The organism is Virgisporangium aurantiacum (genome assembly GCF_016863635.1).
GTDB classification, from domain to species: Bacteria; Actinomycetota; Actinomycetes; order Mycobacteriales; family Micromonosporaceae; genus Virgisporangium; species Virgisporangium aurantiacum.
In genome coordinates this window covers 137,853-152,035 of record NZ_BOPG01000019.1, presented here as the reverse complement: position 1 = coordinate 152,035, position 14,183 = coordinate 137,853, and the positions used below count along the sequence as shown (strand labels likewise).

The window sequence follows — 14,183 nt, the reverse complement described above, 5'->3', positions numbered from 1 at the left end:
GCTGGCGATCGAGGAAGTCGGTGACGCGGCGGGCGCGGCCGTCGCGGTGGTGGTGACCACGGTGCTGCTGAGCGTCGTGGCACACGGTCTCACCGCGTCACCGCTGGCGGAGCGGTTCGGCGCCCGCATGGCGACCGGCGATGCCGCCGCGACGGACGCCCCGACCCCGAGATCCACGTCCCGCCTCGGCCGTCCGGTGCCGGGGGAACCACGGCACCCGGAGGCGGCCCATGGAGAACGTTGACGTCCTCACCGCCCGGCACCTGCCGCGGCTGCTCGGCATCGTGCTGCTCGACTGGGCGGCGCTGGGCGCCACGGTGTGGCTCGTGCCCGGGATCTCGGCCGACAGCGGGTGGACCGTGCTGGTGCTGGCCGCCGTTCTGGGCGCCCTGGCCGCGGTGCTGCGTCCGGCGCTCGTACGGCTGCTGACCCGGGTCGGCTGGGCCGGCGTCGGGCTCGGCTGGTTGCTGAGCCAGGCCCTGTTCGTCTACGTGGCGTTGTCGGTGACGCCGGGGGTGCGCGTCGACGACTTCTGGTCGGCGTTCTGGGCGTCCTGGTTGTACGGCGCGCTCGTCTCGCTGGTGCTGTGGTTCGTGACCGCCGGCGACCTGTCCGTCATGGCGCGGCACCTGACCAGGGTGAACCGGCGGTACCGGCGGGCGGCTCCGGCGACCACGGTGCCGGGCGTGCTCCTGATCCAGGTCGACGGGTTGTCGGCGCCGCTGGCCGAGTGGGCGGTGCGGTGCGGCAACCTGCCGACGCTCGGACGCTGGCTGCGTTCGGGCAGCCACGTCCTGACCGAGTGGCATGCCGAACTTCCCGCCACGACGCCGGCCAGCCAGGCGGGCCTTCTGCACGGCACCAGCGACCAGATACCGGCCTTCCGCTGGTACGAGAAGGACGCGGGTCGGCTCGTCGTGACCAACCGTCCCGCCGACAGCGCGATGGTCGAGGCGCGCATGTCGACCGGGCGCGGCCTGCTCGCCGACGGCGGGGTCAGCGTCAGCAACGTGTTCTCCGGCGACGCGCCGACCAGCCTGCTGACGATGAGCTCGGCCGGTCGCCGGGGCGGCCCCGGCCGCCCGGCCCGCTACCTCACCACGTTCCTGCTCGACCCGTTCGGGCTCACGCACGCGCTGGTGCTGACCGCCGGCGAGATGGTCAAGGAACTGCACCAGGCCCGCCGCCAGCGGGTGCGGAACGTCGAGCCGCGGACGCCCCGGCCGGCCGCGTACGTGGTGCTGCGCGGCGTCACCAACGTCCTGATGCGGCACATCAACCTGTCGATCATCGCCGAGCACCTGATGCGCGGCGCGCCCGCCGTCTACTGCGACTTCGTGGACTACGACGAGATCGCCCACCACGCGGGCCCGGCCCGGCCCGAGTCGCTCGCCGCGCTGGAGGGCCTCGACGGCGTGCTCGCGACCCTGGAGCTGGTCGCCGACGCGGCACCGCGTCCGTACCGGATCGTGGTGCTGTCCGACCACGGCCAGAGCCAGGGCGCCACGTTCCTGCAGCGGTACGGCGTCGGCCTGGACGGGCTCGTCCGAACCTTCACCCCGGAGCCGACGGTCGTGGTCGCCTCGGGCAACCTCGGCATGGTCTACCTGATCGACCGGCCGGGCCGGCTGACGATGGAGGACCTCGACGAGGCGCACCCGCGCCTGCTGCCGGGGCTCACCGGGCACCCGGGGATCGGCTGGGTCATGGTCCGCACCCGGGCCCGCGGGCCCGTCGTGCTGGGACCGTCGGGCCGGCACTTCCTCGCCACCGGCCTCGTCGAGGGTGTCGATCCGCTCGGTCCGTTCGGTCCGCGCGCGGCCGACGACGTGCGCCGGCACGACAGCCTGCCGCACGTCGGCGACGTCGTGGTCAACAGCGCACTCGACCCCGCCACCGACGAGGTCTACGCGTTCGAGGAGCTGATCGGGTCGCACGGCGGCCTCGGCGGCTGGCAGAACCGGCCGTTCCTGGTGCGTCCGGCCGGGTGGCCGGTCGAGGGGGACCTCGTCGGTGCCGACGCGGTCCACCGTCAACTGCTGGTGTGGATGGGCCGGCGGACGCCGGCCCCCGCTACCACCCCGACCGGTCCTGTTCCGGTTCCGGTTCCGGTTCCTGGTCCTGGTCCTGGTCCTGTTCCGGTTCCTGATCCTGATCCTGATCCTGGTCCTCGCCACCGGCCAGCCGCCGAACCTCAATGACCTCAAGGCCGAAGCCGTGGAGCCGGACGATGAGGCCGAACAGCGCGGACTGGTCGGGCAGCCATCCGTAGAGCACCGTCTCCGGCGGCTCGACGGTCACCGTGAGGTCGCTCAGTTCCTGCAGCAACTCGGCCGGGACCGCTCCGGCGATCCGCACCTGGTACGTTGCCTCACTCACGTCGCCCCCTGCTTCCCGGTGCGCCGGCTCAGCCGGCGAACCTGCCGTTGCGTCGGCGTTCTGCTTCCATCAACGCGATCTCGTCGGCACCGGACACCACGATCGTCGGGTCGGGGGCGAAATCCAGCTCGGAGCTCCGGTCCTTGTAGTCGACCGCGTTGAGGATCACCTTCATGGCGTTCAGCCTGGCCCGTTGCTTGTCGTTCGACCGCACGATCACCCACGGCGCGGCCCGGGTGCCCGTCCGGCGGAGCATGTCGTACTTGTACTGCGTGAAGTCGTCCCAGCGGTCCTGCGCCTGCAGGTCGACCTCGCTGAGCTTCCACTGCCGCAACGGATCCTCGCCGCGGCGGCCGAACCGGCGGGCCTGCTCCTCCCGCGTGACGCTGAAGTACAGCTTCACGAGGGTGGTGCCCTGCCGGACGAGGTCGCGCTCGAAACCGGTGACGCCGCGCATGAAATCGCGGTACTCGCGGGGCGTGCAGAATTCGAGGACGGGCTCGACCATCGCGCGGTTGTACCAACTGCGGTCGAAGAGCACCATCTCGCCGCCGGTCGGGAAGTGGGCGACGTAGCGCTGGAAGTACCACTGCGCCCGCTGCTCGTCCGTCGGTCTCCCGAGGGCGACCACCCGGTAGTGCTTGGCGTTCATGTACCGGGTGACGCGCCGGATCGCGCCACCCTTGCCGGAGGCGTCCCGCCCCTCGAAGAGGACGATCATGCGCATCCGGTTCGACTCCAGGTGCGCCTGGAGCTTGAGCAGCTCCACCTGCCACGGGCGCAGGCGTACCTCCCCGGCCATTTTGCGGGTCAGCGCCGTGTGCTCGCGCCGGACCGCCGCCAGTTCGCGTCGTACTGCTGCCAGTTCACGTAGTGGGTGGTCGTCGACGCCTCTTCGCGTCCGGTACGCCGGGCGGTGCGCCGGCAGCGGTATCAACGTCATCGCTGGCCTCCATCCCCGCCCGTAAGCCTGTCGTACACCGGCGGTTCAACTCCTCATCCCGCGCGGGTGACAGGCGTTCCGGGTCAGATGAGACCGATGGCCCGGGCCCGGCGGACGGCCTCGTTCCGCCGGGACGCGCACAGCTTGCGGAGGATGCTCCGCACGTGTGTCTTGACGGTGTTGACGGAGACGTACATCGATGCCGCGATCTCCTCGGTCGGCAGCATGGCCGCCATTCCGCCGAGAACCTCCATCTCGCGCTTGCTGAGCGGCTCCACGATGACGAGCTGGTTCGGATCCGCCGGTGCCGGACGGGCCCGCGCCGGTGTCGCGGCCGCCGTACCGCCGGCGAGCGCCCGGTACTGCTCGGCCAGCTCGTGGTCGTCGCGCAGCCCGCGGCGCAGCTGCGCCCAGACCTGGTACACCGAGCGCCGGTGGCTCTCGGGAGCGGCGAGCTGCAGGGCGCGCCGCAGGGCCGTCCGGGCCTGGCCCGGGTCGCCCGTCTGGACCGCCACGGTGGCCAGCACGAGCCACGCGTCGACGGCGACCGGCGTCCGGACACCGGTGGCCTCGGTGACCGGACCGACGGCCAGCGCCGCCTGCTCCGGCTCACCGCGCGCCAGCATCGCGGCCGCCCGCACCACGGCCGCGCCGGGGTGGCCCGGATCGGGCAGTCCGCGGACGATGGCGAGCCCCTCGTCGGGTATCCCCATCATGATCAGCAGCCGGGCCCGGGTGAGCGCGGTCTCCTCCGCCAGCCACACGGGCGGCGGCGGACCGTTCGTCAGCTCGGGGTCGCGCAGGGCGTGCATCGCGCCGCGCAGTTCGCCGCGCGACTGCAGCCGGCGCGACTTCGCCAGGGCGTACGCCACCGCGGCCGGCCCGCCGGCGGGGCCGCCGTTGCGCGGATCGGCGACGCGGAAGTGGTGCGCGGCCGCTTCGATGTCGTACCGCTCGACCGCCACCCACGCCAGGGTGACCGCCGCACCGACCGGCCGGCGGTCGGGGGCGAGCCCGCACCGGTCGGCGAGTTCGAGTGCCTGGTGTGCCAGCCGTTCGGCCTCCCGGAGGTGGCCCTCGTAGGCCCGGATGAGCGCGAGATGCTGCAGGCACGCGATCTTGACGGTCTCGCAGCCGCTGCCGGCCGACATGGCGGCCTCGGTGAGGGCCGCGGTGCCCGCGTCGACGTCGCCGATCCAGCTCTTGGCCATGCCCTTGGCCGCGAGCACGAGCACGTGGAGGTCCGGGTGCCGGCCGAGCCGGTCGGCCGGAACCGTGGCCAGCAGGGCCTCGGCCATCGAGGTCGCCCGCATGACCCGCGCCGGGTCCTGGCACGCCTCCGCCAGTCGCACCTCGACGAGGACGCGGGCCAGCGTCATCGCGTCGGTCGGTGCGGTCGCGTCGCCGGCGATGATCTTCTCGGCGCGGGACAGGTGCGCCACGCACAGGTCCGGGTTCCCGTCGGCCACCGCGAGCGCGGCGGTCACGATCGCGGCCTCCGGGTGGTCGAGGTCGTCGGGCATGCCGCGCAGCAGCACACCGAGCCGGCCGGTCCGCCCCTCGATGAGCAGCGTTCCGATCGACAGGTCGGCCACGATGGTCGCCGCCGCGGTGCCCCAGTCACCGGCCCGGACGGCATGGGTCACCGCGTCGACGACCTGGCCGTGCTCGGCGAACCACTGCGCCGCGCGGCGGTGCAGCCGCGGGATCCGGTCCGGGTCCGCGCCGGCCAGCCGGGCGCGCAGGAGTTCGGCGAACAGCCGGTGGTACCGGTAGGCCAGCGACCGCTCGCCCGTCGGCCGCACGAACGCGTTCTCCCGTTCCAGTTCGGCGAGGATCTGCGCGGCGTCGACGTGTCCGGTGAGCGCCTGCGCGAGATCGGGGGTGAACGTGTCGAGGATGCTGGTGTCGAGCAGGAAACCGCGCACCTCGGCGGGGAGCGTGCGCAGCACCTCGACGGTGAAGTACTCGGCGATCGTCGCCTCCTCGCCGGTGATCCGGTCGACGACGAGGTCGGCGTCGTTGCGGCCGCGCAGCGCGAGGGCGAACAGCCGGAGGCCGGCGGCCCATCCCTCGGTGTGCTCCATGAGCGACCCGAGCGCCGGCGGGCTGAGGTTGATGCCGTGCATGTCGAGGAGCTCCGCCGCCTCCTCCCGGGAGAACGCGAGGTCGGCGCTGCGGACCTCGGTCAGCGTCCCGTCGAGCCGGTACCGGTGCATCGGCAGGGGCGGGTCCCAGCGGCCGACGAGGACCAGGCGCAGGCCCGGGCCGGCGTGCCGGGCCACGAAGTCGAGGTCGGTGGCCCACTGCGGGTCGCTCAGCGCGGAGACCCCGTCGAGGACCAGCACCACCGAGCCGGGTACGTCGGCCAGACCGGCGGCCAACCGGACGAGGAACGACCGGTCGACCGACGTCGCCGGCACCGGCGTGGCGAGCGAGGAGAGGGCCAGCCCGGCCCGCCGGAGGCCCTCCACCACGTAGGTCCAGAACATGCGGGACGTGTTGTCCTCGTCCTCCATCGTGATCCAGACGACGTGGTCGGCCTTGCACGTGCCGAGCACCCAGGAGGCCACCAGCTGCGTCTTCCCGCCGCCGGCCGGACCGGTGACCACCGTGACGCGCTCGGAGTCGCCGGGCGAGAGCTGCCGCAGCAGCCGGGGCCGGGACACCATGAAACGGGGCGGCTCGGGCACCACGAACTTGGAGGCCAGAACGGGGTCGTCGTCATCCGGTGGTGGATGTTGTAGGGGCCTCCGGATTGCGACGTCTGTCATGAGGACCCCCGGGAATTGGGAAGCGGGTGGTTTAGGACGGAGCCTCCCGGGGTATCGATGGCGCCCACATCGCACGTATCGGATAGTTGACTCCGCGTGACGGTGAAATAATTGCTGCATATGAAACATATCGATCACGAGGCGCCCCTCACCAGCGTCGATTGAACGCGTGTGAGGGGCGCGGCCTGCGGCTTCTCCGCTACTCGGCGTCAGGCGGGCGTCCGCGCTCCGGTCCTGTTGCCCGAGACGTGGGACTTGAACAGCCCCATCCCGTACAGCCGTTCGAGGCGCCGCACCGTGAACGGGTGCGACCGCGGGAGCTGCGCCAGCCCCACCCAGAACCCCCGCAGCCGCCGGCCCTGCTGGACCAGTTCGTCGATGTCGACGTTGTTCTCCGTGTACCGGCCGGACGCCAGCAGCACCAGCCCGGTCGCCCCGTTCGGCGAGAGGTGCGCGCCGTGCCGGTCGCACGAGTACTCCCGCAGGCGGGACAGGCACGGCCCGAGCAGCGGGATCCGTTCCGAGTAGGCGACCGCGAGCTGGTACCACAGCGCGACGTGGTGCAGCCGGATGTGGCCCAGCTCGTGGCCGAGGATGAACCGCAGCCCTTCCCGGTTGCCGTTGTACAGGTTCACGAACAGCTCGTTCGCGAGGACCACGTAGTCGTGGCCGGTCGCCTGCGCCGCGAACGCGTTCAGCGTCCCGTTGCCGTTGGCCAGGAAGATCTGCGGACGGCGCCGCAGCCCCAGCCGGTGGGCGAACTCGTCGGCGGTCTGGTAGAGATCGCCGTACTGGCGCGGCGACAGTTCGACCGCGGTGCCGCGGGTCGCCGCCCGCTGCGTCTCGCGGATGATGACCAGCGTCGGAATCAGGAGCAGCAGGCCGATCAGCGCGCCGCGCACGGTGTTCGCCCAGCCGGTGTCGTGCAACCGCTCGGGGAGGAACGGCAGGGTGGCCGCGGCCTGCAGGATCAGGGCGATGATGATCACGTTGAGCACGACCATGAAGACGAAGAACGGCACCTCGGCCGGGTGCCGTAGCCGGCCGGCAGCGGGCGCGGGTCGCGTGGTCACGGCGTTCCTCCTGTTCCCCGCCGCGCGGCGGTGGACACCTTCTTGCTGTTACGGAAGACCGTCTCCGTCGGGGCGGAGCACCGCCTCATCCAGCCGGGGTGATGTCGCCATCGGTGCCCGGCGCGGAAGGTCATACCGGCAGGGGGAACCGGATCGCAGCAAGCGAAGGGAGCGTCACGATGCCCGACGCGGCGATTCATCCGTCGAACCCGGCACCGGTGCCACGGTCGACGCAACGGTGGCTGTCCCGACTCGCCTTCCTCGTGGCGGGTGCCGCGGCCCTGGTCCCACTGGCAGCCGCCGGTGTTCGGGGCAGCCTCCTGCTGATCGGTGCCGCCGTGGCCGCCGTCGCGGCGGCACTGGTCGCCACCTGGTGGTTTCTCACCCACCGCCGGATCATCCGCTGGCTCTCCGCCGTCACGGCCGTGGCGGCGCTGGTGGCCGTCGCGGTCCTGTTCGCACGCGCGGAAATGGTCTGGGTGGTCGTCGTCACCGCGACGCTCTGGGCGGGGGCGGCAGCGGCGGGACGGGCGGCGCTGGCCGACCGGTCCGCCGGTTCGACCGGGCAGCCGGAGTACGAGACCCCCGCGCCGCAGCGACCGTTCCTGATCATGAATCCGCGGTCCGGTGGCGGGAAGGTCGCCCGGTTCGACCTCGTCGACCGCGCCCGCGCGCTCGGCGCCGAGGTGGCGGTGCTGGAGGGCACGGTCGACATCGTCGCGCTCGCGCGGCAGGCGGTGCGCGACGGCGCGGACCTCCTCGGCGTCGCCGGCGGCGACGGCACGCAGGCCCTCGTGGCCGGCGTCGCGGCCGAGCACGGCGTGCCGTTCATGGTGATCTCCGCGGGCACCCGCAACCACTTCGCCCTCGACCTCGGGCTCGACCGCGACGACCCCGCGACGAACCTCGACGCCCTGTCCGACGGCGTCGAGATCCTGGTCGACCTCGGCCGGGTGGGGGACCGCACGTTCGTCAACAACGCGTCGTTCGGCGCGTACGCCGCCGTCGTGCAGAGCCCGACCTACCGTGACGCGAAGACCGCCACCACCCTCGATCTCCTGCCCGACCTGCTCAACGGGGCCGGCGGCGCGCGGCTCGTCGTGCACGCCGGTGAGCTGGACCTGGCCGGGCCGCGCGCCGTGCTGGTGAGCAACAACCCGTACACGTGGACGGACATGGCGGGGCTGGGCAGCCGGCCCCGGCTGGACGGGGGGATACTCGGCGTCGTGGCTGTGACGGTGCGCGGGGCCGGCGACGCGGCCCGCCTGGTCGGTGGCCGGCGGTCGCGGGCGTTCACCGAGATCACCGCCGACACCGTGGTGGTGGAGGCGGACGTGCCGGACCTTCCGGTGGGCGTCGACGGCGAGGCACTGCTCCTGCCGACCCCGGTGCGGTGCGAGGTGCGGCCGGCGGCGCTGCGGGTGCGCGTCCCCCGCCGGCGGCCCGGCGCGCCGGTGCCCCGCCCGCGCCTGGACTGGGCGGTGCTGGGCCGGATGGCCCTGGGCCGGCGAACGGTGTGACGGTGCCGATCGTCCCGCCGATCGTCATCGCGCACGTCTCCGACCTGCACCTCGGCGCCCACGACCCGGTCGCGGTCGACACGCTGCCGGCCGACGTCGCGGCGGCCCGGCCGACGCTTACGGTGGTCACCGGCGACATCACGATGCGGGCCCGGGCCGACGAGTTCTGCCTGGCCGTCGCGCTCCTCGCCCGGCTGCCGGAGCCGCAACTGGTGGTGCCGGGCAACCACGACGTTCCGCTGGGTCCGGTTCCGCGGCTCACCGAGCCGTACCGGCGGTACTCCGCGGCGCTGGGGGTCGATCCGAACCCGTCGGTGCTGTGGCCGTCGGCCCGGTCGGCCGGGACGGAGGCGCTCGGGCTGAACTCCATGCCGCGGTGGCGATGGAAGAGCGGCCGGGTGACCCGCCGGCAGGCCGCCGCGATCACCGCGAGTTTCGGCGCCGCGCCGGGAGCCGCGGCGGGATCGGACGCCGTGCCACCGGACGCCGTGCCACCGGACGCCGTGCCACCGGACGCCGTGCCACCGGACGCCGTGCCACCGGACGCCGTGCGCCTGGTCGCGTTGCACCATCCGCCGTTCGTCGGCGGGCTGGCCCGGCTGGGCGGCCGGGGTCGCCTGACCGCCGCCCTGGCCGGGGCGCGGGTAGACCTCGTGCTCGCGGGGCACACCCACGTTCCGGTCGCCCGGGAGGTGGAGCTGGTCCACGGCGGCCGGACGCACCGGGTCATCGAGGTCGTCGCCGGAACGGCGACCAGCCTGCGCACCCGCGACGGCGCCGGCCGGTCCTGGAGTTTGATCGTGATCGACGGATGCGCCGTCGAGGTCCGGGAGCGGCGTCAGACCGGCAGCGGCTGGCGGACCACCCGGACCGTGCGGTTCGACCGTCGATCCTGACCGGTCGCCGCGTTACCGCGTCCCGGAATCAGTCCCGGAATCAGTCCCGGAATCAGTCCCGGAATCAGTCCCGGAATCAGTCCCGGAATCACTGTGCCCGTCGGCCCATCCGCCGGACGGCCCGCCGGCCCGTGCGCCGGATCAACCTGCGTGATCTGAACATGGTCGTCTCCTTTCTCCCGCCGTCTCTCAGGCGGTGGTGCGGGCCTCGAGGAGGGTGTCGAGCTGCTCGGCCTCCTGCCTGGTCACCAGTCCGATGGCCACGAGGTCGACGGGGCTGATGAAGCCGTCGCCGAGGCGGAACCCGCCGGCGCGGGCGATGGCGTCCCGCAGCGGCACGGCCCAGTGGTGCTCGATCAGGAGCAGCGCGGCGGCGGTGTCGTTCGGGATGTCGGCCAGCACGTCCCACGCGTCCTCGTCACCGAACACCTCGACCCCGTTGGCGGCCGCCTGCGCACCGAGCACGGCGCCGGCCTCCAGTCCCTCCTCGCCGGCGATGCCGAGCCCGATCAGCGCGCCCACCTTGCTGCCGAGCTCCACCGCCTCCTCGGACGACAGGGTGCTCAGATGCTCGACCTCGATCTCACCGGCCGCGTCCTTGTAGACCGCGAGCGCGTCGATCACCCGGATCGTGTCGGACTGCCGTAGCCGTTCCAGTTCGGCGACGATCTCGCCGTGGAAGTCGGGACGGCGGAACCCCAGGACGATCAGCTGCACCGGTCCGATGGCCATCTGCGCCGCCCTTCGTGAGATGGACGACCGTCAGCCTCGCGCCGGAGCGGTCTGCGCCACATCCCCCTGCGTGGATGAGGGAGATCGACGACTATCAATCGGTGTCCGCCGGAGCCGTTCACCGGTGCGGGCGAGATGGATCAGCGTGACGCCGCGCGCGTCCAGCCGCTTCAGAAGTCGGCGCAGGTCACCGGGGGACAACTTGGCGCGGATGGTCGTCTGGGTCGGCACGACTTCATACCGCATGCCGTCGACCGCGGCGCGCAGCACCGGGCCGAGGTAGCCCAGAATCCGGATCTCGTATCTGCTGTCCATGGTGCCGTCACCCCTCCGCACGCCCCGGTTCGTGGTTCCAGGTTGCGCCGTTCCGGCGGTCCGCGATTCGTCCACGTTGGATGGTTGTTGCAGCAAGCTCCGAATCCGGCAGCCCGGGGTCACTCATAGGGGGTGATGTTCGGGCCCAGAGGTGGGACCATCCTTTGTCATGACCGGGGTCGATGCGCGACGGGCATGTTCAGATGACGGACGGAGAATGCGGACGAGCCAGACCGAGCATTGACGGTTGCGATTCGGCCCGGTGGCCGCGAAACACCGGGTGCACCGCTATGCGATGCCGACCCCGGCCCATGTTGCAGGGGACAGGGGGGCGACGTGAAGGGGCAGGACGGTTGGATACAAGCCGGTAATGGCCGTCGGCAGATGACGTTGGCCAGTCAGTTTCCCGTGACAGGATCTGCCGTGACGCCACAACGCGGTCATGCCGCCCGCCACTCGCGCCCCCGGTTGACCTCCGGGCTCGTGCTGCGACGCCGGTTGACCGACCACGTCGACGCGGGCGTGCACCGGCCGGTGACGCTGGTGTGCGCCGGTCCGGGCTGGGGGAAGACCGTGCTCGTCGCCTCGTGGGCCGCGACCAGCACCGACCGCGTGGCGTGGTTGACGCTGCGGCCCGAGGACAACGACCGCACGCTGTTCTGGACGCACGTCGTCGCGGCGCTCCGCGCGTCGGGCGCCACCGGTTCCGGCGGCCTGCTGGCGGAGCTGGAACCCGCCGGTGGCGTGACCGACGCGGTCCTGACCCAGATCCTCGACGAGCTCGACGCGCTCGCCACCCCCGTCGTTCTCGTCCTGGACGACTTCGACGAGCTCGAACCGGGCGCGGTGCTCGACGACCTGGACGAACTGCTGCGGTACCCGCCCGACCGGTTGCGGCTGGTGCTGCTCACCCGGACCGAACCCACCGTGCGGCTGCACCTGCTGCGGGCCGCCGGTGAGGTCACCGAGATCCGGACCCCCGACCTCACCTTCCGGTCCGACGAGGCGGCGGCGCTGCTGCACAGCCGCGACGTGCGGCTGACCGCCGACGAACTGTCGTTCATCCTGCACCAGACCGAGGGATGGGCGGCCGGTCTGCAGCTGGCCGCCGCGTTCCTCCGCCAGGGCCGGCGGATCGAGGAGTTCCCCACCGACCACGGCGTGACCGACTACCTGACCCGCGAGGTGCTGGCCGACCTGCCGGAGGACGTCCGGCAGTTCCTCGTACGCACGAGCGTCCTCGACGAGGTGTCGGCCGACCTGGCCACCGCGGTGACCGGGGAACGGTACAGCCAACGGATCCTGGAGATGCTGGAGCGCGCGAACGCGTTCGTCCACGGCCTCGGCTCGCACCCGCGGTGGTTCCGGTACCACCCCCTGCTCCGCGACGTGCTGCGCAACGAGCTGGCCGTGGAGTCACCGGACCTGGTACAGGAGCTGCACCGGACGGCCGCCCGCTGGTACGCCGACCAGAACACGGTGATCGAGTCGCTGCGGCACGCGGCCGCCGCTCGCGACTGGGTGTACCTCGCCCAGCAGGCGGTCTGCTGGGTTCCGCTGATGGTGTCGGCCGACCGGGCCGCGTTCGTGCACGTGCTGCAGCAGATCCCGGGCAGCGAGCTGTCGACCACCCCGGAACTGCTCCTGTCCGACGCGTTGCTGCTGTTCAACGCCGGCGACTACGCCACCGTGGCGGCCCGGATCACGGCGGCCCGGAAGCTGCGCGCCGAGCCCGTCGGCCGCGAGGGGCTCGCGTTGGACATCGCTCTGCTGACCATCGAGGCGGCGGTGGTGAGCCGGGTCCGCGGCGACATGCCCGGTCTGGTGGCGGCGACGACCGACGTCCTCGGGCGGCTGTCCGCCACCCGGTTCGCGGACCTGCCGGCGTTGTTCCAGTACCGGGCGATCGCGTTGAACAACAAGGGCGTGGGCCTGCTGTGGACCGGGCAGATCAGCCGGGCCGACCGCTACCTGTGGGCCGGCGTCACCGCGGCCCGGGCGGCCGGCCTGATCCTCGTCGAGATCAACGCGATCGGGCACCTGGCGCTGCTCGCGGTGCTCCGCGGATCGCTGCGCGAGGCGTACGAACACGCGACCCTCGCGGTCGAGCTCGCCGAGCGGCGCGGCGTGCGGAAGTCCCTGCAGTCGGTGGCCGGCCAGCTCGCCCTGGCGCTGGTCGAACTGGAGCACAACAACGTCGCCGAGGCCGACCGCGAATTCCGGCAGGCCGTCGACACGCACCGCGCCGACCCGGAGGCGGCCCAGGTTCTCGTCGCGTCGATCGTCGAGGCGCGGCTGTTCCTCGCGGCGGCCGACCTGGAGGCGGCCCGCGTGGCGCTCCGGCAGGCCCGGCGGGACGCGGACCCGTTGATGGTGGCGCCCGCCCTCGACCGGTGGCACCGGCTCACCGAGTCCGAGGTCGACCTGGCGTCCGGTCACGCCGAGACGGTGGTGGCGCGCTACCGCCGGCACACCGACAGCCTCCTGCCGGCCGAGACCGTGTGCCTGGCCCGGGCCGAGCTGGCCCTGGGCAACCTCGACCTGGCCGAGGCGCTCGCCGGCCGGGCCCGCTCGGCGTCGCCCGGCAAGCTGGTGGCGGTGTGGGCGTGGACGGTGACGGCGCTGGTGGCCGACGCGCAGGGGCACGGCAACCGCTCGGTCGACGCGCTGGCGAGCGCGGTGCGGATCGCGCAACGGGAGGGCATCCGCCGGCCGTTCGTCAGCCTCGGCGACCGGCGGGTGGCCACGCTGCTGGAACGGCAGCGCTGGCTGGTGCGGGACAACGCGAACTTCGTCGCCGACCTGCTCGCCGAGACCACCGTCACGAGGGCGGCCCCGGCCGCGTCCCCGGACACCGACCTCAGCGAACGCGAACTGGAGGTGCTGCGGTACCTGCCGACGGTGCTCACCGCCGCGGAGATCGCCGACGACCTGCACGTGTCGGTGAACACGGTCAAGGCACATCTCCGCTCGATCTACCGGAAGTTCGACGTCACGCGGCGCCGGGAGGCGGTCGTGTGGGCCCGCGAGCGCGGCCTGATCTGACCGGCGACCTCAGTGCAGGAGGGCCTTCAGTCCGATCAGCACGATCCCGAACATTCCGGCGACCGCCGTCACCCCGATGCGCTCGCCGGTGCTGAGCTGCCCGTTCCGTCCCATCTCCCAGCCCGCCAGGCAGAGCAGGAGCGTGCTGCTCGCCAACGCGATGAGGACCGCCGTGTCGATCGCGAAGCCGAGAAGGCGCGCCAGGATGAGGACCACCAGCGGGATGAACGAGGCGGTGACGATCTCCCAGCCGGAGGTGAGGTGGGCGACGACGCTCCGCACGTCCGGGCGGTGACCCTGGTGGATCCGTTCGGCGACGAGCCGGGCGAACCGTTCCGCCGACCAGTAGACGATCAGCGTGGCGAGCACGGCGAGGTCGACCGCGATGGCCGTGGTGGCGTGCGACGCCGCCATGACGGCGGCACTCACGATGACCCCGTAGATGCCCCCCGCGGTCTCCTCCTCCGACGCGCCGGTGGGCATGAAGTGTCGCCGACCGGTGCGGC

Annotated in this window: 10 protein-coding genes and 2 pseudogenes; 5 read left to right on the top strand and 7 right to left on the bottom strand. The window is 72.6% G+C overall.

Features of this window, described 5'->3' with window-relative positions:
- Together Vau01_RS15550 and Vau01_RS15545 are read left to right on the top strand one after the other, a co-directional pair.
- Positions 1-244, top strand: a pseudogene (locus Vau01_RS15550) (hypothetical protein); the annotation flags it as partial.
- Positions 231-2,201: a phage holin family protein gene (locus Vau01_RS15545; protein ID WP_239151607.1), complete on the top strand. Its 1,971-nt coding sequence runs from the start codon at positions 231-233 to the stop codon at positions 2,199-2,201. The pseudogene Vau01_RS15550 and the gene Vau01_RS15545, both read left to right, overlap by 14 nt.
- 46 nt (positions 2,202-2,247) lie before the next feature.
- Here Vau01_RS15545 and Vau01_RS65765 read toward each other — a convergent pair.
- The 4 genes and pseudogenes from Vau01_RS65765 to Vau01_RS15530 all read right to left on the bottom strand — a co-directional run.
- Positions 2,248-2,358 (bottom strand): annotated as a pseudogene (locus tag Vau01_RS65765) (DUF8691 family protein); the annotation flags it as partial.
- 49 nt (positions 2,359-2,407) lie between these two features.
- The gene (gene ppk2 / locus Vau01_RS15540) at positions 2,408-3,322 is read right to left on the bottom strand and encodes a polyphosphate kinase 2 (RefSeq protein ID WP_203992654.1); all 915 of its coding nucleotides are present in this window, start codon (positions 3,320-3,322) and stop codon (positions 2,408-2,410) included.
- 83 nt (positions 3,323-3,405) lie between these two features.
- Complete coding sequence (locus Vau01_RS15535) at positions 3,406-6,096, bottom strand: winged helix-turn-helix domain-containing protein (protein WP_203992653.1); 2,691 nt, start codon at positions 6,094-6,096, stop codon at positions 3,406-3,408.
- Positions 6,097-6,305: 209 nt separating this feature from the next.
- Positions 6,306-7,169, bottom strand: a complete 864-nt coding sequence (locus Vau01_RS15530; RefSeq protein WP_239151606.1) for a M48 family metallopeptidase — start codon at positions 7,167-7,169, stop codon at positions 6,306-6,308.
- Positions 7,170-7,348: 179 nt separating this feature from the next.
- Between Vau01_RS15530 and Vau01_RS15525 the strand changes: the two genes are divergently transcribed.
- On the top strand, positions 7,349-8,689 hold the full coding sequence (locus Vau01_RS15525; protein ID WP_203992650.1) for a diacylglycerol/lipid kinase family protein: 1,341 nt from the start codon (positions 7,349-7,351) through the stop codon (positions 8,687-8,689).
- 2 nt (positions 8,690-8,691) lie between these two features.
- The gene (locus Vau01_RS15520; protein ID WP_239151605.1) at positions 8,692-9,585 is read left to right on the top strand and encodes a metallophosphoesterase family protein; all 894 of its coding nucleotides are present in this window, start codon (positions 8,692-8,694) and stop codon (positions 9,583-9,585) included.
- A gap of 189 nt (positions 9,586-9,774) precedes the next feature.
- Here Vau01_RS15520 and Vau01_RS15515 read toward each other — a convergent pair whose 3' ends face one another.
- On the bottom strand, positions 9,775-10,317 hold the full coding sequence (locus Vau01_RS15515) for a hypothetical protein (RefSeq protein WP_203992647.1): 543 nt from the start codon (positions 10,315-10,317) through the stop codon (positions 9,775-9,777).
- 30 nt (positions 10,318-10,347) lie between these two features.
- Positions 10,348-10,632: a DUF8691 family protein gene (locus Vau01_RS15510; protein WP_203992644.1), complete on the bottom strand. Its 285-nt coding sequence runs from the start codon at positions 10,630-10,632 to the stop codon at positions 10,348-10,350.
- A gap of 423 nt (positions 10,633-11,055) precedes the next feature.
- Here Vau01_RS15510 and Vau01_RS15505 point away from each other — a divergent pair, with 423 nt between their 5' ends.
- The gene (locus tag Vau01_RS15505; protein WP_203992641.1) at positions 11,056-13,677 is read left to right on the top strand and encodes a winged helix-turn-helix domain-containing protein; all 2,622 of its coding nucleotides are present in this window, start codon (positions 11,056-11,058) and stop codon (positions 13,675-13,677) included.
- Positions 13,678-13,686: 9 nt separating this feature from the next.
- Here the strand turns inward: Vau01_RS15505 and Vau01_RS15500 are convergent, their stop codons facing one another.
- Entirely contained in the window at positions 13,687-14,160 is a 474-nt protein-coding gene (locus Vau01_RS15500) for a hypothetical protein (RefSeq protein ID WP_203992638.1), read from the bottom strand.
- Positions 14,161-14,183: the final 23 nt, after the last annotated feature.